Genomic DNA, 19,719 nt, shown 5'->3' with positions numbered 1-19,719 from the left:
ACGGAACACCCGCATCCGGTATGGCGTTCCGAAGCGAAATAATGAGGGGTTGAAGGGCCGTTCGGAATTCCAGCGACAGCACAATTGACAAGTCGCATGAAACCCTTCATAGTAAGTGTACGCAATAACACTAACACCCCGTGTCGCACCCATCTGAGAAGGGGCTGTCTGGGAGAGAATCGGAGCTCGGGTGAAGCTCGCAAACAAGGGCGTAGTCCAGAACGCGGACCAGGAGCATCCGGATTCAGAGGTTAGGGATGTGATGATTCAGACGGCCAGGGACGCCTGAGAGGTCAACATAAACGCTCAATCGAGCGGAGAACGATTTCGCAGATTCGGTCCTGTCCATACGTAGGTGTCGGAGCCCCGAGTATGATCGTCACCCTCAACCCACCTCCCCCTCCGCCTCCTTCCTCGCCATCCCCAGCGCCCGCCCCGCTCGACAAAGTGCGAGTCCGGTGCCGAATCCCTCTCTGGTTCCGGGTCGAGGTGGTCAAGCGGAATCGATTGACCGACGAGATCGTCGTCATCGAACTCATCTGGGGGACACGCAACCGCTGGGTCCAATGGGCGGCCGAGCACGAGACAAAAAAGCTGGAGGCCTTCGCGATCGGCCCGTTTGTCCTGGCGGTCGGCCTTGAATAAACAGGCGGAAGGTTCTTCACGTCGGCAATTGCCCGATTTCCCAGATTCCTCACCAGGCTGCCATCGGAAAAACAGCCCGATTGCGGTCACTGACATGAACCTGACGGCTCGGTAAGCCAGAGCGTTCCGAGGAGGCAAACTTTGCGTGGCACACGATTCGACCGGCGGACCAACGGTCAAGGGGACGACTTCCCCTTGCGTCCCCCTTTCCGCTTCGCCGGCTCCGATTCGCCCTGAGTTTCCTTCGGTTTGGTGCTCACGTCGTCGCGTGACTGGCGATTCTTTCGGGTGAGCTGGGCATTGTCACCATCGGTACGTTGGCGAATGCTTCCGGTCACCCACTGGGGATCCTCGCTCGACCCGGTCGAGGCGACTGGCTTGGGCTCGGGGGGCTCAGGAGTTGACTGGGAGGCTAAAACTTCGTCCCAGATTTCCTCGAAGTGCGCGATGTGAGGGGCAAGTTCCCGCGCCAGATCATCAGGATCCCGGTCCGCAGCCCAGAGTAGGAGCGCATTGATGATCGCGTCGTTGGACGTGTATCCCTTCTTGGACGAGAGCTCGTCCGTGGCGCGAAGCGCCCCCGTCAGGCGGTTATAAAACCCCCGCAACTTCGGCGTCGTCCGAAAGTAGATCTTGAGACCGTGATCTTTCGCCATTGGCACTATTGTTGCAATTCCGCCACGCGAGGTCCAGTGGCCCTCCCCAGCCTGAGATTATTCCAACAATTCCGTTAAATATGCTGCTTGACTCCTTCCGGAGAGGGACTAGGATGCCTTGGGTCAAGAATTGCAACAATTCCTTTAATTAATGACAAACGGTCCGTGGATTTCCGCGATCTCTTGAGGTCGTTCGTTCGTCGGTGTCATGGTGGGCGTGGGGAAAGGAGCCGGTCATGTCGAGCAAGCCGAAGAGGACGTCGCTGGTCATCGGCCCGCGTTGCGACCGATGCGGCAAGGTGATTGAGGGGGTCGCCATCCCCGCCGGTCTGAAAGACCGTTGCGTCTCCTGTTTTATGCGTCCCTTGGTCCTGATCCGGATCATGGAGCGGTTGAAGCGTCGGGAACGAGAGGAGGCGGCATCATGCTAAGTCTCGAAACACTCATTCTTCTCGATATGATTGCCGCCCATCAGAACACGCTCTCGCAGGTGCGAGCACTCGTCCCGGATCGGGACTCCGCCATCGCCGTCGCAGCCCGCCACGGGCACCTGGTCGCCCATCGCGATCTTGTCAACGCGCTCCATGAGTTCGCGCCCGGGCGGCGACTTGTCTTCCGCGATGGGCGGGGAGTGGCAGCCGACTCGGAAGGGGGACTCCACTGGATGTTGGGGGCCCGGCGACGGTTCGCTGCTGGGGAGGTGTACTCGTCGTCATGAGGCCGAATTCCGAACGGGAGCATCAAAGGCGAAACCTGTTTTTCCGAAAGCAGTTCCCCCTCAGTTGCCCATGTCTGGGGTGGCTGACCCTTGAAGGTGAGGGACGTTTTCTCCTTGTTCATCATCCACCGAGAGGAGGTTCCCATGCTGGCTGACCACCTCACTACCGCAGCAGCGCCCGCCGTTCCCTGCGCATGCTGCGGAACGACCGAGGGCTCGAAACGCAGCGGCGGCCAGTTCGTCCGTTATCGAGGCGAGCGGTTCGGACAAGCCGGAATGCTTTGCGCCACCTGTCGCGCGAGAGAACTTCGGCATCAGAAGGCGAGATCCCTGGGCTTCGAACCAGGCAAGGTGGGGCGGAGACCGTCCAAAGCCGACACCGGCCGAAACCGACGTTTCACGGACTCCCCTCGCGTCGCAGCTCCCGACGCGTCTTGCCGCACCAAGCTCTCGCCTGAGCAGGTCGCTGAGAATTTGCTGGCCATCCGCGAGGAAGCGGAGAGGAACGGACGCCGCCCTCGAACCGGAACTTCGCAGTCGGAAATCCGCCAACAGCGCTGGGCTGACCTGGCGGCGTCGGAGCGACAGCGCGTGGTGGAAGCGAGGCGGCAGGCGATGGCCCGGGTCTGAGAGCCGAGGCCAGGAGGCATGGCGTCGGTAATCCCAAATGGGAAAGGCGGAGAGACTTCCGACCTTTCCTCCTCCTAATCATCAGCGCCCAGCGAATCCGTCGGGCTCCGCCACACTACGACGTGCCGCTCATCACACGGTCGAGGCAGGGTCAGGACCGGCTTCGCTCGATCAAAGCAAACTTACGGATCGACTATCGTGTTGTGATGGAACACGCGATCGGTCACAATCGAGCGTATTGATCCAGAAATGTGGTCAACCGGAAACTCCGGTCGACCGCCCAGAAACTCTTCGGCTGAATCGTGCGCCTGATCTCGCATTATCGGGAAACCGATCACCGAATGGTCTGCATTAGGAAGATCGGGTCGACTCCGGTCAATGAAGCAATGAAGACAGTCTCCTTCCCAGCCGAAAATAGGCTTCGAAGGATTTTGTTCGAATTTGCGGGAAACGGTATTCCACCCGAAGTTCGAAATCGGAGAGTCGACCGACTCGGGCGGAGGATGTCTGGGATTTCCAGGCTCGCCGGTTTATCCTAGTTGACAGATAGTTAGGAATTCCTCTGCGACGGGCGGGGACTTCATTACCGGCCTCGCGGCTTCGCTGGAAGGGAACCATGACGCAAGAGAATGGCGGCCAGGACCAAGGACAGGGAATCGGGCGAGGACAGGGTCAAGAAGGGGCTCCGCCGACATTTTGCGACTTCTGCGGCCGGGCGACGACCGAAGTCGGTCCCATGGTCGAGGGGAATGCCCTGGTCTCGACCGGGGTTCGGAGCATGCCGTCGCACGTTTGCGGTCAATGCGTCACGGCCTGCGACTCGATCTTCTCCAAGCACGAACAGAAGCATGCCCTGGATGGGGAACTGCCTACCCCCCGCGAGCTCGTCGCCCACCTTGACACGTATATCATCGGCCAGGATCGGGTCAAGAAGACCCTGGCGGTCGCCGTCGTCAATCATTACAAGCGACTTCTGTCCTCCACCCGACAGATCGACGATCCCGCGTTGAAGGACGTGGAAGTCGCCAAGAGCAACGTCCTCCTGATCGGCCCGACCGGCTGCGGCAAAACGGCCCTGGCACAAACCCTGGCCCGTCGACTCAAAGTCCCCTTCGCCATTGGCGACGCCACCACGCTGACCGAAGCCGGGTACGTCGGCGAGGATGTCGAGAACCTCATCCTGAAGCTCGTCCGTGAGGCGGAGTTCGACGTTCCGCTGGCCGAGCGAGGAATCATCTATATCGACGAAATCGACAAGATCGGCAAAACCTCGCAAAACGTCTCGATCACCCGCGACGTCTCGGGCGAAGGGGTGCAGCAGGCACTCTTGAAACTGCTCGAAGGAACGATCGCCAACGTTCCTCCCCAGGGAGGGCGCAAACACCCCGAGCAGCAGTATCTTCAGGTCGATACCTCGAACATCCTCTTCATCTGCGGCGGAACGTTCGGGGGCCTGGAAGAGATCATCGGCAAGCGGCTCGGGCGGAAGATGATCGGCTTCGGCCACGCCGCCGGTCAGGACGCCGAATTCGAGCGTAACGAACTGATGGTCCAGGTGACTCCCGAAGACCTCGAACGGTTCGGCATGATCCCCGAACTGGTGGGCCGGTTACCCGTTATCAGCAGCCTGAACCAGCTCTCGGTCGATGATCTCGCGCGGATCCTGACCGAGCCGAAGGATGCCATCCTGAAGCAATACCAGGTTCTCTTCCACCACGACAAAGCCAAGCTCGAGTTCACCGACGAGGCCGTGCGGGAAATTGCCCGTCAGGCCAAGGCACGAGGGACAGGGGCACGAGCGCTGCGGTCCATCCTCGAACGCATGATGCTCGACATCATGTTCGAACTGCCCGAGCACCCTGAAGGGCACACCTACATCATCACCGAGAAGGTGGTCCGCGGGGAAGAAAGCCCGTTCGCCCACGCAGCCGCCTGAACCCCGAAAGGGCGGCCTCCGAGCAATCGGATCGGCTCGGGCCGCCCTACGGCGGCCCGAGCCGCCCTCTCATGTTTTTTGATTTATCTCAAACGAACACGTCTTCTGTCAGTCGACGACGACCGTCTCAACGACCGCAACCGCGACCGGCTCAGCGGAGTCGGGCTTCTTGGCTCTCGGCCTCGGCGGATCGGCTTGAAGCATCGCACACTGTGGATGGATGCCCGCGAGGGAGTAGACGGATTGGTGGCAAATCGGGCAGCGTTTGCGGGGCGGATTTGCGGTGATCGGCGTATGATAGTGTTTAGGGTTCATTTGTTTGGCCATGCCTAGATTTTTCAATGGTCGTAAAGTCGTGCGGCACAAGACCCAATAATAACCAATTCTGTCCAAAAAATCGATAACCAATAAAAAAGACGTGGCATATGAGTCCGATTTGACGCCACTCTTGGCTTCCGGACTGACGCCCTATTCTCCGAGAGCCCGGACCTCGGCAAGCTTTCGGCACCCTAGAGACGCAGCCTGCCGCAGTTCTCTTCACCGCCCGCCAAGCTCGGGGACGTGCATGTTAAGAAGGGTCCAGGGGACTGTCAGGGCAGAGGTCTTGCCGGATGCCCCTCGGCCCACCATGGCCTGTTTGAGGAGGAGAAAAGGCTTGGGGAGCGGTAAGCGGGGGATCTATCGCCCTCGTGGCGAAACCTGATGGGCGATGGACCATCCTGGAGCGGTCCGCGAATCAGTTGCACACAGCGAAGAAACCGACAGAGAGGGTCTGTTCTGGACGCAACCCCAAGGTAAACCGCTCGAGTGCAGGCCAGAACAAGAATCGCGCAGCCGCTTACAGCGCTCTCCAGGCGGGGGCTCGGCGACTCTGATGCGAGCATCCCGCACGCGAATTGGCAACGCCATGATGAGGCGGTCGCGTGCGCAGCCAGAGGTAAACCACTGCAGGTGCAGGAGCCGACTTCGATCCGCAACGAACTCGGAGGTGGGCCGCCTCAGGGCAAGACCGCTCTTGGCGAGCGAACGAAGGTGTCTCAGGCCCTGGCAGCGTCCTACGTAGGGCAATCTCCACGGGCAGTAAGTGGAGCCCTCGACGCGGAAGAAGCGTCGTCAATCAAGAAGAGATTGTGTGTTGGGGCACGGAAGACTTCAGGCGAGTCTGGGGAATGATTTCACTTCCTCGTTCTCGCCGTCGCTCTCCTCCGTCGCAGGCTCGGGATCGGGCTCAGCCGCAGGTTCCGGCAGTGATTTCAGGTCGATCTTGCGGACCTGCTCCTCCATCTCCTTCCCCGGCTTGAATGTCACGACATTCTTGGCGGGGATGTCGACCTTTTCACCGGTCCTCGGGTTGCGGGCCTTTCGCGGAGCGTGCCGCTTGATCTCAAAGACCCCGAAGTTCCGCAGTTCGATCCGTCCCTCAGCGACCAGCGTGCGCGTGATCTCGTCGAGGGTGCGCTGGACGATGTCCTTGGTCTGGAGTTGGGTCAGCCCCATTTCCTCGGAAATCATTCTGACGATTTCTTTCTTCGTCACGTTGGGGATTCCCTATGGGGCCCGGATCTGGAGATTGGCTTGGCTCAAGAGTAATGCTGCCTTGGAGTAATGTCAAGAAAACAGACGAGGGCCGGATCCAATTCGTCGATTCTATACCTCTTGTCTTCTCGATTCACGAACCGCGTTCTCCGGTCCGGGGCTCGGAGAGAAAAAAGGGCGAATCCGTCGTCAGTTCACCACGATGCAGCGCGAGGAGAATCGTGACCTCCTCGCTCGTGTCAACTCCCGAGCATGCCCCGGTTCGCCAGGAGTTCCGCAATTCCGACGAAGATTCTGGGACAACCTGGGATAACATGAACGCCAGCCAGGCAGCACAGACTTGAGGGGATGAGAGGACGCCGGGCGCATCGGGCTCCTGGGCCATCCTGAGCATTGACTGGATCTGTGCACCAGAAGGGTCCCACGGCATGGCTCGCGCGGCATCGCCATCGCTGATCCGACAGCTCGGCGCGCTCTTCGACGGTGGGTCGGCCGCCGGGCTTTCCGACCGTCAACTCCTCGAGCGGTTCGTCGCCCGCCGCGACGACGCAGGCGAGGCCGCCTTCGCCGCGCTCGTTGCCCGACACGGACCAATGGTGCTGGGCGTCTGCCGCCAGTTCCTCGGCGATCGCCATCATGCAGAGGACGCCTTCCAGGCGGTCTTCCTGGTGCTGGCCCGCAAGGCCCGATCGCTCCGCGAACCCGAGTTGCTGGGCAACTGGCTCTACGGCGTTGCGATCCGCACGGCCCGAAAGGCCCGTGGGCAACTCGCTCGCCGACGCAGAACCGAAGAGGAACGGTCCGCCCGTTCCGCGACAGAGTCGACCGAAGCACCGGCCGATCAGTCGATGCTCGAGCGTGAGCAAACCGAGGTCCTGCATCGCGAGATCAACCGATTGCCAGACGTCTTCCGCTCGGCGGTCGTGCTCTGTTACTTCGAGCGTCTCACGTTGGACGAGGCAGCGCATCGGTTGCGATGGCCTGTCGGCACGCTCCGCAGTCGGCTGGCCCGTGCCAGGGAAAAGCTCCGCCGCGGCCTGTCACGGCGCGGCGTCGCGTTCTCGGGTCCCGCGCTGATCTCGGCGCTGGCCCCCCGGTCCGCCTCGGCGTCCGTCTCACCCCTCCTGTGCAACACCACGACCCTGGCCGCGACCGCGTTCGTGGCCCGTCACGCCGCAAGCGGGGCCCGCTCCGCCTCGGCGACGACCCTGGCCCAGGAGGTCCTCCGTACCATGCTGCTCCACAAGCTCAGACTCACCGCGCTCTCCTTGCTGCTCGTGGCGGCCGTCGCCACCGGAGCCGGCTTGCTGCTCAACCACGGGCTAGCCGTTGGCGATGAACCCGTGAAGGCGCCAGCGAGGCCGGCGGCGAGCGCCGCACCGCCGAACTCGGCCAAGGTCCCCAATGCGGGCCGGATGACGGTGACCGGCCGCGTGTTGGACCCGCAGGGTAAGCCGGCGGCGAACGCACAGATCAGCATCATCGGTCGATCCCGCTCGCCGGAGTCGGGAATCGACGTACAGAAAAACCCATATATCCTGCTCGGTCAGGGCACGACCGACGGCGACGGCCAGTTTCGCGTTGAGGCCTCCCGCGTCTCCTCGGCGCGGTTCCATGAGGTCTATGCCCTGGCGGGTACCAGCCCGCGTTCCGGCTTCGGCAGTGTGAAACTCGATCCCGATGCCGAACACCCCGCGGCGGAATTCCGGCTCCGGCCCGAGCAAATCATTCGCGGCCGGCTGGTCGACGTCAACGGTCAGCCCGCCGCCGGGGTCGAGGTCCGGCTCAACGGGGTCTACAACGAGTCTCCTGCGACTGAGGGGAAGAATTTCGACAGCCTTGACTCCGGCCCCGGTTACACCTGGTCCGACGTGTTCGTGGCGCTACGCGCCATGCCTTCGGCCGTCAAGACCGACTCTCAGGGCCGGTTCCTCTTCGCCGGCATCGGTCGCGATCTCTCCGTCTCCTTGTCCGTCCGCGACCCCCGCTTTGCCCAGCAGAGATTCGACTTCATGGCCGGCGATCGAGACGCCACGAAAGAGGTTTCCCTGGCCCTCCATCCCGTGAAGATTATTGAGGGGCGTGCCCTGGCCGCCGACACCGGCCAACCCATCCCCAACGCCGTGATCTCCGTGCGAGCGAGCGCCGACCAGTTCGGCGCAATGGTCACGACCAAGTACCACGCGGACGACCACGGCCACTTCAATATCAACCCCTATGCAGGCAACTACTTCCGCATGCGTGCCTTCCCCCCCGAAGGCCAGCCTTACCTGGGCCGAGAACACGAATTGGAGTGGACCAAAGGGGCGGTGAAAAAGACGGTCGACATCACACTGCCTCGCGGCGTCTTGATCCGGGGCAAGGTGGCCGAGGTGGGGACCAGCCGGCCGGTGGCCGGGGCCAGTGTCCAATTCTTCCCGACGAATCCATCCGGGGACGTCGTCAACGGCTTCGAGGCGATCGTGACCAGCAAGGATGACGGCTCATTCAACGTCACCGTCCCGCCCGGCAAGGGACACCTGATGGTCCTGGCGCCAACCCTTGACTATCTCCCCAAGGAGATCGGAGGCGGAACGCTGTTCGGGAGCGGCCAGCGCGGCGGCAGGCGGTTCTACGCCCACGACGTCATCGCTTACGAGACCAAGGCTGGCGACAAGCCGAAAGAGCTCACCGCCACGCTCCGGCCGGGCAAGACACTCCGAGGCAGACTGCTTGGCCCGGAGGGGAAAGCGATCGAGGACGCAGTGATGCTCGCCCGACAACCGCTCGATCCCCTCAACCTTACGTGGCAGGACCATGACTTCGTTCACGCACGCGGCGGCCGCTTCGAACTGCATGGTCTCGAACCCGAGAAAGCAGTCCCGACCTACTTCCTCGACGCCCAACACGGCTGGGGTGCAACCGCCGAGCTTTCGGGCAAGCAGACGGGCGAAGATGTGACGGTGCGTCTTCAGCCCTGCGGCCAGGCCAAGGCGCGGTTCGTCGGGCCCAACGGCAAACCGCTCGCCAAGCGCGACATCGGGTTGAACGTCCAGTTCTTGATGACTCCCGGCGCAAGTCAAGAATTCTTCGTGGACAGGGGCGAGCGGTTGCAGGCCGACGCGGCGTACCTGTCCAATGTCGACCCCAAGCACTACGGCAAGGGCTTAGTTACCGACACCCAGGGCCGCGTCATCCTGCCCGCCCTGATCCCCGGCGCACCGTACCGGATCAGCGACGTCTCGACCAGGAACGTTCTGGAGAAGGGGGCCCAGATCCGCAAAGACTTCACCGTCAAGTCGGGCGAGACCGCTGACCTTGGCGATATCCTGGTCGAACTCCCGGAGTCTTGAGAGGCGTTCGCCGGGTTCCCCCTGGAATCCGGCTCCCAGGGAAAATGGCGAGGAGGCGTCTCGAGGGCCTTACTACAAAACCGGCCCCCTAAACCCGCTGTAAAGCTTCGCCGAACCCGTTTCGCCCTACGTCAACGCGAGCGGCCATGGCATTCTCGTCGGCCTAACAATTCCCGTAGGGTGGGCACGGCCTACCATCTTAACTTCTGCCTTGGCAAAGAGATAGAAATGGTGAGCCGTGCCCACCCTACGGGAAAAATCGGATTCTGGCCGCCAACACACAGAAATTCATTAACACAATCACAACCTAATACAAGAAGTTTCACCGGCCCACCATCCTGACCTCCTTTTGGGTAAGGTGATCGGAATGGTAGGCCGTGTCCACCTGACGGGATGGATTCGACACCTACAGTGAATCGCTCACAACCGCATGGCTTGTTCGATAAAGCTTCACAATCCGCTAAACGTAAGTCCCTTCTCAAAATGGCATTGCGAATATTCCTGACAAATCTCGGGATAATTCCACCGGCATTCTCACAGTAACTTTGCGTGGGGATGAATGGACGTCGGGTGCGGACGCACCGACTTGAACGACATCAGCAAACGAGAGAGCGATCGGCCATGGCACATACGGCAACCGGGTCCGTGGTCCGGCAACTCGAGTCGCTCTTCGAGGCGGGCTCCGTCGCCGGGTTGTCCGACCGCCAACTCCTGGAGCGATACATTACCGGCGGGCGCAACCCGGCCGGTGAGGCCGCCTTCGCCGCGTTGGTGGAGCGACACGGGCCGATGGTGCTGGGCGTCTGCCGCCAACTCCTCGGCGACGCTCAACATGCCGAGGATGCCTTCCAGGCCGTGTTCCTCGTCCTGGCCCAGAAAGCCCGGTCAATCCGCGACCCCGACTTGCTGGGTAACTGGCTATACGGGGTCGCACTCCGGACGGCGCGATGCGCCAAGCAGCAGATCGTCCACCGGCGCAAGCGGGAGGAGGGTGATACCATGAAGGTTTCCGGTCCGGGCTCATCCACCCCGGCTGACCAGCCGGCGATCGACCGCGAGCAGGCCGAGGCGATCCACGGCGAAATCGATCGCCTCCCGCGCGTCTTCCGACTGCCGTTGGTGCTCTGTTACTTCGAGGGCCTCACCCTTGACGAGGCCGCCAGACGGCTCCGCTGCCCTGCCGGCACCCTCCGCAGCCGACTGGCCCGGGCACGTGACAAACTCGGTCGCGGCCTAGCGCGACGCGGCGTGTCCCTCCCTGTCGCAGCCTTGGGTGCATTTCTAGCCCCCCAGTCCGCCTCGGCGTCCATCTCACCCCTCCTGTGCGATACCACAACCCGAGCCGCAACAGCGTTCGCGGCCCGCCACGCCGCAAGCGGTGCAATCTCCGCCTCGGCGACGCTCCTGGCCCAGGAGGTCCTCCGGACCATGCTATTCCAAAAGCTCAGGCTCACGGTGCTCTCCCTGCTCTTTGTGTCGGCCGTCGCCACCGGCGCCGGCTATGTCATCCGCTCAACGGCCAAGGGAGATGAATCCGAAAGTCCCCCGCCTTCGCCGGTCTCGGCAAAGTCGGATCCCATCATCCAACGACCAGCCCCGGGTCGAATGACAGTCGTCGGACGGGTCTTGGACCCGCAGGGCAAGCAGGTCCCGGGCGCGTTGGTGATGGTCTATGGGGAGACCAAACAAGGCGGGAGGACCGACCGGCCCGGGGCCATGGCACCGTCGGCGATCGGCCAGGCGGCGAGCGATGGCTCGGGCCTCTTCAGCCTCGACGCGCCCCGAATCTCTTCTTCGACCCATCATCATGTCTACGCCGCGGCCATCGCGCCCGGCTATGGTGTCGGCTGGCTCGACCTGGACCACGATGCCGATCAACCCGCCGCCGACATCACACTCCGACCGGAGCAAGTGATCCAGGGGCGGTTGTTCGACCTGCAAGGTCAGCCGGTGCAAGGCGTCCGAGTTTCGGTTGAAGGCATGGGCCACGCTCGCCAGGGCACGGAGCCCCTTCCCGAAGATCTCGATGGTCCCATTTTCTGGGGTGGGGCGTATGCGAAAACCCCACCGGCCTGGCCACGCCCGGCGATCAGCGACGCCGAGGGTCGCTATACCATCCACGGCATTGGCCAGGATCTTCGCGTCCTCCTCGTGGCCGAAGACTCGCGGTTCGCTCAGCAGCGGATCGTGGTCGATACCGACAGCCGGACCGAGTCGAAGAAGGTGACCATGGCCATGGAGCCGGCCAAGATCTTCACCGGCGTTGTCACATATGCCGATACCGGCAGGCCCGTTCCTCATGCGGTGGTCGCGATCCTGGCCTATCGGGGAGGTCCGGGCTACTCATCCCGATTCGAAACCGACGCCGAGGGCCGGTTCCGCGCCAATCCTCAATCCACCGAGAGGTACTATCTCGCGGTTTACTCCCCGGAAGGCCAACCCTATCTGAACTTCGGAACGGGGATCTTCCCATGGAAGAAGGGGGCCCTCAAGCATCAGATTGACGTGGCGTTGAGCCGGGGAAGATCGATCCACGGCAAGGTCACTGAGGCGGGCACGGGCAAACCCATCGCCGGGGCCTTGCTCGGATTTGTCGAGCGGCCGGCCCGGGGGGGAGAGGCCGGCGCCTGGAACAGCGGCGTGCAATCGGGCCCGGACGGCTCGTACCAGCTCGCGGTCTTACCCAAGGCGGGCACAATTGTCGTTCTGGGCCCCAGCGAGGACTACGTGCTCCAGGAGTCGAGCGAACGGATCATCCGAGAGGGCCAGCCGGGCGGACGACGCTGGTACGCTCACGCCTTCATCGACTGTGACCTGAAATCCGGCAATGACACCCAGGCAGTCGACATCGCGCTCCACCGCGGTATGCCCCTGAAGGCTCGAGTTATCGACCCGGACGGACAGCTCGTCAAAGAAGCCCATGTGTTCAGCAGGGCCATAACGCTCCCGCAGCCATCAGCATGGCGACATTGGTGGGGGGAATTTCACGGCAATGTCCGCAATGGACAGTGCGCGTTCCATGGGCTGGCTCCCAACGGCGAGATCCCCGTCTATTTCCTCGAGCCGAAGCGGGAGCTCGGGGCGACAGCCTACCTCTCGGGCAACGCTGCGGCCAATGGGCCGCCGACCGTCCGGCTCGAGCCCTGCGGCACGGCTAAAGGGCGGCTCGTCGACTCCACCGGAAAGCCACTCGCAGGATATCGCGACCCGTATCTCGTCTCGATGGTCGTCACCCCCGGCCCGTCCCTGTTGAGCCGCGACGCGGCAGACAAGGGCCGTCCGGCGGCCGATCAGGATTTCCTCTACCGGATTGACCCGGCCCACTACGCCGATGGCGTGATCGCCGATGCCAACGGCCGCATCACGCTCCCCGCCCTGATCCCGGGCGCGACCTATCGGGTCTACGACCGCTCCCAGGACGACACCATCGGTCTCCATCTTCGCGAGGAATTCGTTGCCCGGACCGGCGAGGCCATCGAACTGGGCGACATCGTGATCGAGAAACCGAAGTAGCCGGACAGGCCAAGTCGCCGGCGGGATAGGACGAGATCGTACCGACGACCGTAGCCGTGTACATCGCCAACGCAGGATGCTCCTACCACGCGAGGTGTGCCTTGATGAAATCGACAAACGCTTCCCCGTGGGCTCGATACGAACCTAGTGCCGACGACCCGTGGGATCTCCGCAAAGTCGCCCACCTGCACCGCCGCGCCGGCTTTGGCGCGACTCGCGCGGAATTACTCCGGGACGTAGAGGCCGGATCGGAGGCCAGCGTCAACCGGTTCTTCCAGGCATCCCCCCTGCCCCCTGGGGAAAACGAGGCGATCGCCGCTTTGCGTCAGACAGCGCAGACCTCGGCCAACCTCGACCTGCTCAAGGTCTGCTGGCTCAACCGAATCCTCCAGGGGACCGACCCGCTCCGCGAAAAGTTGACCCTGTTCTGGCACGGCCATTTTGCGACCAGCCACAAAAAGGTCGAGTCGGTCTCACTCATGGACCGGCAGAACGAGACGCTGCGTACGCACGCCCTGGGCGGGTTCGCCGCGTTCCTGGAGGCGATGGCTGACGACCCCGCGATGCTGGTCTGGCTCGACGGAGGGACGAGCAAAAAGAACAAGCCCAACGAGAACTTCGCCCGCGAGTTCCTCGAACTGTTCACCCTGGGCGCCGGGCATTATTCCGAGCGTGACGTCCGCGAGGCCGCTCGGGCCTTCACCGGCTGGGTCCGCCAGGATTCTCGGGGCGGCTTCCAAGAAACACCGGTGTTCGTCCGGGAGCCCGCGCAGATCGACGATGGCCCCAAGACGTTTCTCGGCCTCAACGGGCGCTGGGGACCGTCGGACATCGTCCGGATCACGCTTGAACGGCCCGAAGCGTCGCTTTTTCTGGCGAGAAAGCTCTACCGGTTCCTGGTCAGCGAGTTCGACGTGCCGGGCCCCGATCTCATCGAGCCACTGGCCGAAGTCGTGAAGCGAAACCAGTTCGACATCGGACCGATTGTCGGAATCATCCTCCGCTCACGGCACTTCTACTCCCGCGCCTCATATCGCCAGCGGATCAAATCGCCCGTGGAGTTCAGCGCCGGTCTGATCCGAACGCTCGAGGTACCGCGAGCGGCGATCAACCCGTTGGCGCTCTCGGCAGCCTGTGACGCGCAGGGCCAGGAGCTATTCGCCCCGCCCAACGTCGAGGGCTGGGTCGGCGGCTCGACCTGGATCAACAGCGGTACTCTCCTGGAACGGACCAACTGGGCCGCCGACGTCGTCTGGGGCCGCGCTGAGTACGGCTTGCCCCCCTTCGATCCGCGGGTGTGGGCCGCCCGCGCCATGCTCCCCGCTGACCTTACCATCGGGGCATTCCTGGATCTCCTGCTCCAAGGTGATGTCAGCGACGAGGCACGACGGCTCGTGCTCGACGCCGGCCGCGACGGCACCGCTGACGGACTCCGTAAAGGGCTTCAACGCCTCACCAACTGCCCTGAGTACCAGCTCGCTTGAGTCATGGCACCTGCTGGTCGACGACCATTCTCAGTCCCCTGATCCAATCATCTCAGTACTGAGCAAGGAGACCTCAATGCACCCGACTCGCCGCGAGATGCTTCGCCTGGGCCTGGGCTCGTCCGCGCTCTTGGCCTGCGGCCCGACAGTTCCGCTGTTCCTGGCACGCTCCGCGAACGCCCTGGCCAACGATCGGCCGGCCGCGAAGGGCCGAATCCTGGTCGTGGTCCAGCTCGACGGCGGCAACGACGGCCTGAACACCGTGGTGCCGTATCGCGACGACGAGTACCGCAAGCGGCGGCCAAAGCTCGCCATCCCCGCCGACGAGGTGAGGAAGGTCGACGATCAGGTGGGACTGCACCCAATGCTCGAGCCGTTCTCGCGGCTCCTCGAGCAAGATCGACTGGCGATCGTGCAAGGCGTGGGATACCCCAACCCGAACCGGTCGCACTTTGAGAGCATGGCGATCTGGCAGACCGCCAAGACCGACATGGACAAGTCTACGCCCGGCTGGCTGGCCCGCGCACTCGACCGACGCACCGGCCAGGACGGTGACGCGGCGGGACTGCATCTCCACGAGGCCTTCCCTCTGCCCAGGGCGCTTTCGGGCGGTCGGCAGGTGGTCCCGTCGATCGCCAGGCTCGAGCAGTTCCGCCGCCGACTGGGCATGACCGAGGGGACTGAGGCCGCCTCACAAATCGAAGCCCTCGATCGCCTGGCCCGGCAAGCTCGTGGCGAGCCGGGCTCGCCCCTCCAGTTCGTCGAGCGATGCAGCCTGATCACCTACGCCAGTAGCGCCCGCCTCGAACGAATCCAACAGGACCAACCCACCGCCAAGGCCGCCTATCCCGAGTTCTACCTGGCCCAGCGACTCCAGTGGATTGCCCAGTTGATCAAGGCCGACCTCACGACCGCGATCTACTACACCCACCTCGACGGCTTCGACACGCACAGTGGTCAACTCCCGCGGCACGCAGACCTCATGCGTGAGCTGGGAGCGTCACTCGGGGCCTTCCTCGACGACCTCAAAAAAGCCGGCGAATCCGAACGGGTGGTGGTGCTCGTCTTCTCCGAGTTCGGTCGGCGGCTGAACGAGAACGACAGCGGCGGGACCGATCACGGCACCGCTGCCCCTGTCTTCCTCCTCGGCGAGCAGGTCGAAGCCGGCCTGCACGGCCCCTACCCCGACCTCACCCGCCTCGAGGACGGCGATCCGATCCATGTCGTCGACTTCCGCCGGATCTACGCAACCGTACTCGACCAGTGGCTGGAAGTCCCCCACCGCGACATCCTCGGAACGGCCTTTGCGCCATTGCCGGTGCTGCGTGGCGGCTAATCTCGCAGTGGCCGCTCACGCAACGGCATCAGCAAAAGCGTACAAGCCTCCTCTCTGGACGACGATGAGATCAGGTCCGCTTCCCATCGCTGTGGCAGGCCAGGTCGATCACGACCGTCGCGGCCAGGATCAGGATGTCGTCCTCCTCATCCAAAACCTCGACGCCGTAGGTATCCGTCAGGGACAACCATGCTTTGGAAACGGTGGCCACCGGCTGGCCTCCCCGAGAAAACGTGTACTCATGATCGAGGAAATCCCCTTTGGCCTCCAGGTCGTCGGGGCCCGGAACGTCGATGGAGAACTTGCATTCGAACAGGGTCATAATTGCCTTCTTGACGACCGCTCGGAGTTGTCCCTGGCTATGGATCTCGTAGGTCGGCCCCCACGCCAACAGCCGCTGCTGAATCAAGGCCAGGTCGTTGCCATCCCTGTCCTGGAACGACAGCGTCTCCCGAATGGTGAATGCCTTACCATCCACGTAAAAGAGGTCATTTCCGTCGCTATCACGAATGATAAAGTCATCGCCCCACGAGAATAATTTCTGTCGCATCACATAACGCATCGCCCATTCTCCCAAGGACTTGTTTCAACAAGGCAATTCCGCGTCGCCGAACCCGCTTTCCCCTGTTTCAGCGCGATCGGCTGCGCCGTGATCGTGGGTCCAACGATCGCCGCAGGGCGGGCAAAACCATCATCTTAACCGCCGTTCTAGCCAGGAGATAAAAATGACGGGCCGTGCCCACTTACGGAAAAAAAACTGATCTAAAACACTCGAACCACTCGAGGAGGGAGAGTCGGGATCCTCGCCACCGGGTTCCCGGGCCGACTTTGCCGAGGGTGCCGGGACAAGTATGCTGGGGAAGCAGATTCGATTTTGCCAGCCCAAGACCACTCGAAACGCTTCCAGCTTCGTAAAGTCCACTCCTTTGAGCGGGTGATCAGGCCGTCGTGGGGATGTCGTTGCATACCAGAGCAGAGGGGAACAGCTTGATGATTCGGGGAATTCTTCGCATCCACCCTCTCCTGGCGATCCTCCTCGTCGGACTCGGGTCGGACGCCCCCCGTGGCGGGGCACCGCATGATGGCTCCAAAGGCCGAACGGCTGGAACAATGCCACCCCTGGCGCAACGAGTCGATGTGCCCGGGATCGAGAATCACTTTCGGCTCGGCCCAGAGCTCTACAGCGGTGCTCAGCCCGAGGGCCGGCAGGGATTCGAGTCGCTGAAGCGGCTCGGCGTCAAAACGATCCTCAGCGTCGACGGCGCCCGGCCCGATGTGGAACAGGCTCGACGACTCGGGCTGCGATACGTTCACCTCCCGGTCGGCTATGATGGAATCACTCAAGAACAGGTCGTACGGCTGGTCAAAACAGCCCAGAAGTTGCCTGGTCCACTGTTCGTCCACTGCCACCACGGCAAGCACAGGGGCCCCACCGCCGCGGCCCTCTGCGTCATGGCGACCGAGGGATGGGACCGGGGCCACGCTCGTGCCTGGCTCGAACAAGCGGGCACAGACCCGAAGTACAAAGGCTTATACGCCACGGTGGATCAATTCGTCACTCCTTCGCCCCAGGAACTCGAACAAGTCGGCCGTGAGGACCTGCCCGAGCACGCCGAGGTGCCTGGCCTTGTCGAAGCCATGGTCCGAATCGATGAATGTTGGGACAGGCTCACTGCCGCCCAGAAGTCTGGGTTCCACTCGCCCCCTGGCCAGCCTGAACTGGACCCGGTCCACGAATCAACGCTTCTGGCCGAGCACTTTCGTGAAGCGGCACGCCACAAGGAGACCAAGGAAAGAGGGGCGGAGTTCGCTCGGCTGATGACTGCGGCCGATCGAGACGCCGCCCACTTGGAGGTGGTGATTCAAGGAGTCCTGGCAACCCCTTCCGCCTCCAACAAGCAAGAAGCAGACGCGTCACTGATTCGGATACAGCGCCGCTGCGCGGAGTGCCACACTCGCTTCCGTGACCAGCAAAGCGGCCGCTGAGGCTGGGCAAACCACCGGAAAACCTGACTCTCCCGGGCGTGGAAGAACAAGACGGATCTGTTAGCGTTCGACGACCGACACCGGTTCGTGATCGAGTGCCAGACTCTTCGCGTCCGGCTTGAACTCGAGCCACGGGGCCCGGCCCGACTGCTTGAAGTCGGCAAGGGCGTCATAGATCGACTGAAGGGGCGGCGGATGGCGCAGGTTGAACGCTGCGTCAGCACGATCTCCTTTGACGTAGAACCGGAGAAATCCCCCGGCCACGACGGCCGCGGAGAGGGTGATCCCTCGGCCCCGCATGAGTCGATCAACGCAACCAGCGAATCCCGAAAGCGGACGTTCCCAACCATCGGCAATCGAGACGAACCAGCGTGGCCGACCCGTGAGCCGCGCGACGAGTTCCGCCTGCTCGCGATAGCTCAAGTAAGGGCCGACCACGGCAAACCGTCGCCCCGACTCTTGCGATTCCAGCGCCCGTTGGTGGGCCACGGCCAGTACATGGGCGTCAATCACAGGGATTCCCCCGGCCGGCAGAAAAGCCACCGGGGTCTTGGCCATTTCGATCAGGAGCCTGGTCGAGGTCGGTCGTGAATCCCTCGGCCCGATCACCATGCCCGGACAAAGCACGAGGGTTGAGAGCCGACCTCCGTGTCCGGCCAGAACCTCCCGCTCGGCTTCGCGTTTCGAATCCACATAAGGCGAACGGACCCGGTCGAGGTTCCATGGAGTCTCCTCGTCGGCAGGGCATTCCGCGCGGCCAGCGGCAAGCGTCTGGAGGGTCGACGTGTAGACAAACCGCTCCACCCTCGCCACGGTGCAGTCGGCCAGAAGCCCACGGGTTGCCTCCACATTGACCGCCCAGGCTTCGCCGTTGCGGTCCGAGACCAGGCTGACCCAGCCTCCGCAGTGTGCAACCCCCCAGGCTCCCTCAACGGCTCGCGCGCGGGCCTCGGGGTCGCGTAGGTCGCCAAACACCCACTCGACCGGAGGATCCGCGGGATCAACACGTGGCATGCGCCTAACAAGACCGCGAACTTGGTAGCCGGCAGCCGCCAAGGTTCGTGCAACATGCCCGCCCACAAAACCGCCGGCCCCCGTCACGAGAACGATCCGCTTCCCTCTCAAATTCGGAGGCGAGGCTCCGTCGGATCGACTCCGAATGTCGGAGACCGTAGTGGTCGAGTCGGAAACCGCGGGCTGACTCGCCTCGACGACATCGGGACGTCGGTCCATCGCCCCGACTCCTCATCATGTGGCCACTTGAATGAACCTCAGTCGGTTTTCTAGAAGACCGAGGCGATCAAAAACACAAGCAAAAGGGACGCCGATTCGATCATCCAGCCGTCAAGTTCTCGATCCGTGGTCACCACACCGTCCGCCTCCCGCAACCTCGGAAAACGTGCGGATACCAACACGCAAGCAAACCTTTCGGCCTCTAGGATTGGCCGCGAGTTGCAAGCTCTTTCTCTAACTGATCGATCACCACATTCAAGTAACTCCGCCACCCCGGAGCAATCCAGGCCAGCGGACCGCGACGCCACCGGCGAGCCTGATCGAGTTGGCTTCGAACGAAGCGGTTCGGTCCGGCATTGATCCGATGCGCATCAAGGGAAGCACGCTCCCTGTGCGACATCGCCTGATGCTGGGTCAACGTAATAAATAGGTGCTGCAGCGGACTTCTGATCCTTATTTCTCCGTCGAATCAAGGGGAAGAATACGCACCGACCGAGGCGATAAGCAAGGATCGACACGAGAAACCAGGCTCGAAATATGATCGTGATTCGGGAAGGCTAACGCGTTCTTTGGCGAGGGACAAGAGGAACACCCGTCTAAAACACCCAACTGCCATCTGGTGGCGTCTGCGACCGCGAAATCGACGCCACCCAGCAAATTCAGTCGGCAGGGATTTCCGCTTGATCGCAAAAAAACAGGGATCGGCTGGCCTGT

The 19,719-nt window shown here is 62.7% G+C and carries 15 protein-coding genes; 10 read left to right on the top strand and 5 right to left on the bottom strand.

Annotated features, from left to right (window positions below):
- The first annotated feature begins 372 nt into the window (after nucleotides 1-372).
- On the top strand, nucleotides 373-645 hold the full coding sequence (locus tag V5E97_RS10185; protein ID WP_406699214.1) for a hypothetical protein: 273 nt from the start codon (nucleotides 373-375) through the stop codon (nucleotides 643-645).
- 176 nt (nucleotides 646-821) lie between these two features.
- Here the strand turns inward: V5E97_RS10185 and V5E97_RS10180 are convergent, their stop codons facing one another.
- Nucleotides 822-1,301 (bottom strand): hypothetical protein, encoded by a 480-nt coding sequence (locus V5E97_RS10180; protein ID WP_406699213.1) that lies wholly within the window; start codon nucleotides 1,299-1,301, stop codon nucleotides 822-824.
- Between the two features lie 236 nt (nucleotides 1,302-1,537).
- On the opposite strand from V5E97_RS10180, the gene V5E97_RS10175 reads away from it, so the two are divergent.
- From V5E97_RS10175 to clpX, 4 genes are all read left to right on the top strand, one after another.
- On the top strand, nucleotides 1,538-1,732 hold the full coding sequence (locus tag V5E97_RS10175) for a hypothetical protein (RefSeq protein WP_406699212.1): 195 nt from the start codon (nucleotides 1,538-1,540) through the stop codon (nucleotides 1,730-1,732).
- Nucleotides 1,726-2,019 carry a hypothetical protein gene (locus tag V5E97_RS10170; RefSeq protein ID WP_406699211.1) on the top strand — a complete coding sequence of 98 codons (294 nt, stop codon included), beginning with the start codon at nucleotides 1,726-1,728 and terminating at the stop codon, nucleotides 2,017-2,019. Before V5E97_RS10175 ends, V5E97_RS10170 begins: the two co-directional genes overlap by 7 nt.
- A 144-nt stretch (nucleotides 2,020-2,163) precedes the next feature.
- Nucleotides 2,164-2,649, top strand: a complete 486-nt coding sequence (locus V5E97_RS10165; protein ID WP_406699210.1) for a hypothetical protein — start codon at nucleotides 2,164-2,166, stop codon at nucleotides 2,647-2,649.
- A 616-nt stretch (nucleotides 2,650-3,265) separates the two neighbouring features.
- Complete coding sequence (gene clpX / locus V5E97_RS10160; RefSeq protein ID WP_406699209.1) at nucleotides 3,266-4,585, top strand: ATP-dependent Clp protease ATP-binding subunit ClpX; 1,320 nt, start codon at nucleotides 3,266-3,268, stop codon at nucleotides 4,583-4,585.
- 108 nt (nucleotides 4,586-4,693) lie between these two features.
- Here the strand turns inward: clpX and V5E97_RS10155 are convergent, their stop codons facing one another.
- Both V5E97_RS10155 and V5E97_RS10150 read right to left on the bottom strand, forming a co-directional pair.
- Nucleotides 4,694-4,912 carry a hypothetical protein gene (locus tag V5E97_RS10155; RefSeq protein ID WP_406699208.1) on the bottom strand — a complete coding sequence of 73 codons (219 nt, stop codon included), beginning with the start codon at nucleotides 4,910-4,912 and terminating at the stop codon, nucleotides 4,694-4,696.
- A gap of 825 nt (nucleotides 4,913-5,737) precedes the next feature.
- Complete coding sequence (locus tag V5E97_RS10150) at nucleotides 5,738-6,121, bottom strand: HU family DNA-binding protein (protein WP_406699207.1); 384 nt, start codon at nucleotides 6,119-6,121, stop codon at nucleotides 5,738-5,740.
- Nucleotides 6,122-6,549: 428 nt separating this feature from the next.
- Here V5E97_RS10150 and V5E97_RS10145 point away from each other — a divergent pair, with 428 nt between their 5' ends.
- The 4 genes from V5E97_RS10145 to V5E97_RS10130 all read left to right on the top strand — a co-directional run bounded on the left by V5E97_RS10145 (nucleotide 6,550) and on the right by V5E97_RS10130 (nucleotide 15,786).
- On the top strand, nucleotides 6,550-9,453 hold the full coding sequence (locus V5E97_RS10145) for a sigma-70 family RNA polymerase sigma factor (RefSeq protein WP_406699206.1): 2,904 nt from the start codon (nucleotides 6,550-6,552) through the stop codon (nucleotides 9,451-9,453).
- A 621-nt stretch (nucleotides 9,454-10,074) separates the two neighbouring features.
- Nucleotides 10,075-12,966, top strand: a complete 2,892-nt coding sequence (locus tag V5E97_RS10140; protein WP_406699205.1) for a sigma-70 family RNA polymerase sigma factor — start codon at nucleotides 10,075-10,077, stop codon at nucleotides 12,964-12,966.
- A gap of 104 nt (nucleotides 12,967-13,070) precedes the next feature.
- Nucleotides 13,071-14,450, top strand: a complete 1,380-nt coding sequence (locus V5E97_RS10135) for a DUF1800 domain-containing protein (protein ID WP_406699204.1) — start codon at nucleotides 13,071-13,073, stop codon at nucleotides 14,448-14,450.
- Between the two features lie 76 nt (nucleotides 14,451-14,526).
- Nucleotides 14,527-15,786 (top strand): DUF1501 domain-containing protein, encoded by a 1,260-nt coding sequence (locus tag V5E97_RS10130; RefSeq protein WP_406699203.1) that lies wholly within the window; start codon nucleotides 14,527-14,529, stop codon nucleotides 15,784-15,786.
- A gap of 70 nt (nucleotides 15,787-15,856) precedes the next feature.
- Here the strand turns inward: V5E97_RS10130 and V5E97_RS10125 are convergent, their stop codons facing one another.
- Nucleotides 15,857-16,348 carry an LURP-one-related/scramblase family protein gene (locus tag V5E97_RS10125; protein WP_406699202.1) on the bottom strand — a complete coding sequence of 164 codons (492 nt, stop codon included), beginning with the start codon at nucleotides 16,346-16,348 and terminating at the stop codon, nucleotides 15,857-15,859.
- Between the two features lie 428 nt (nucleotides 16,349-16,776).
- Between V5E97_RS10125 and V5E97_RS10120 the strand changes: the two genes are divergently transcribed.
- A complete protein-coding gene (locus V5E97_RS10120; RefSeq protein WP_406699201.1) occupies nucleotides 16,777-17,772 on the top strand; it encodes a hypothetical protein in 996 nt (331 codons plus the stop codon).
- 60 nt (nucleotides 17,773-17,832) lie between these two features.
- Here V5E97_RS10120 and V5E97_RS10115 read toward each other — a convergent pair whose 3' ends face one another.
- Entirely contained in the window at nucleotides 17,833-19,005 is a 1,173-nt protein-coding gene (locus V5E97_RS10115; RefSeq protein WP_406699200.1) for an NAD-dependent epimerase/dehydratase family protein, read from the bottom strand.
- Nucleotides 19,006-19,719 lie beyond the last annotated feature (714 nt).

This window comes from Singulisphaera photorubra, assembly GCF_045290345.1.
GTDB lineage: Bacteria > Planctomycetota > Planctomycetia > Isosphaerales > Isosphaeraceae > Singulisphaera.
Note: the sequence above shows the minus strand (reverse complement) of the source record. Positions and strands in the feature narration are given on the sequence as shown.

What these genes read in the sequence shown, in the direction of transcription:
- V5E97_RS10185 (WP_406699214.1), top strand. Translation starts at nt 373, where the DNA reads ATGATCGTCACCCTCAACCCACCTCCCCCTCCGCCTCCTTCCTCGCCA.
- V5E97_RS10180 (WP_406699213.1), bottom strand. Translation starts at nt 1,301, where the DNA reads ATGGCGAAAGATCACGGTCTCAAGATCTACTTTCGGACGACGCCGAAG.
- V5E97_RS10175 (WP_406699212.1), top strand. Translation starts at nt 1,538, where the DNA reads ATGTCGAGCAAGCCGAAGAGGACGTCGCTGGTCATCGGCCCGCGTTGC.
- V5E97_RS10170 (WP_406699211.1), top strand. Translation starts at nt 1,726, where the DNA reads ATGCTAAGTCTCGAAACACTCATTCTTCTCGATATGATTGCCGCCCAT.
- V5E97_RS10165 (WP_406699210.1), top strand. Translation starts at nt 2,164, where the DNA reads ATGCTGGCTGACCACCTCACTACCGCAGCAGCGCCCGCCGTTCCCTGC.
- clpX (WP_406699209.1), top strand. Translation starts at nt 3,266, where the DNA reads ATGACGCAAGAGAATGGCGGCCAGGACCAAGGACAGGGAATCGGGCGA.
- V5E97_RS10155 (WP_406699208.1), bottom strand. Translation starts at nt 4,912, where the DNA reads ATGGCCAAACAAATGAACCCTAAACACTATCATACGCCGATCACCGCA.
- V5E97_RS10145 (WP_406699206.1), top strand. Translation starts at nt 6,550, where the DNA reads ATGGCTCGCGCGGCATCGCCATCGCTGATCCGACAGCTCGGCGCGCTC.
- V5E97_RS10140 (WP_406699205.1), top strand. Translation starts at nt 10,075, where the DNA reads ATGGCACATACGGCAACCGGGTCCGTGGTCCGGCAACTCGAGTCGCTC.
- V5E97_RS10135 (WP_406699204.1), top strand. Translation starts at nt 13,071, where the DNA reads ATGAAATCGACAAACGCTTCCCCGTGGGCTCGATACGAACCTAGTGCC.
- V5E97_RS10130 (WP_406699203.1), top strand. Translation starts at nt 14,527, where the DNA reads ATGCACCCGACTCGCCGCGAGATGCTTCGCCTGGGCCTGGGCTCGTCC.
- V5E97_RS10125 (WP_406699202.1), bottom strand. Translation starts at nt 16,348, where the DNA reads ATGCGTTATGTGATGCGACAGAAATTATTCTCGTGGGGCGATGACTTT.
- V5E97_RS10120 (WP_406699201.1), top strand. Translation starts at nt 16,777, where the DNA reads ATGATTCGGGGAATTCTTCGCATCCACCCTCTCCTGGCGATCCTCCTC.
- V5E97_RS10115 (WP_406699200.1), bottom strand. Translation starts at nt 19,005, where the DNA reads ATGGACCGACGTCCCGATGTCGTCGAGGCGAGTCAGCCCGCGGTTTCC.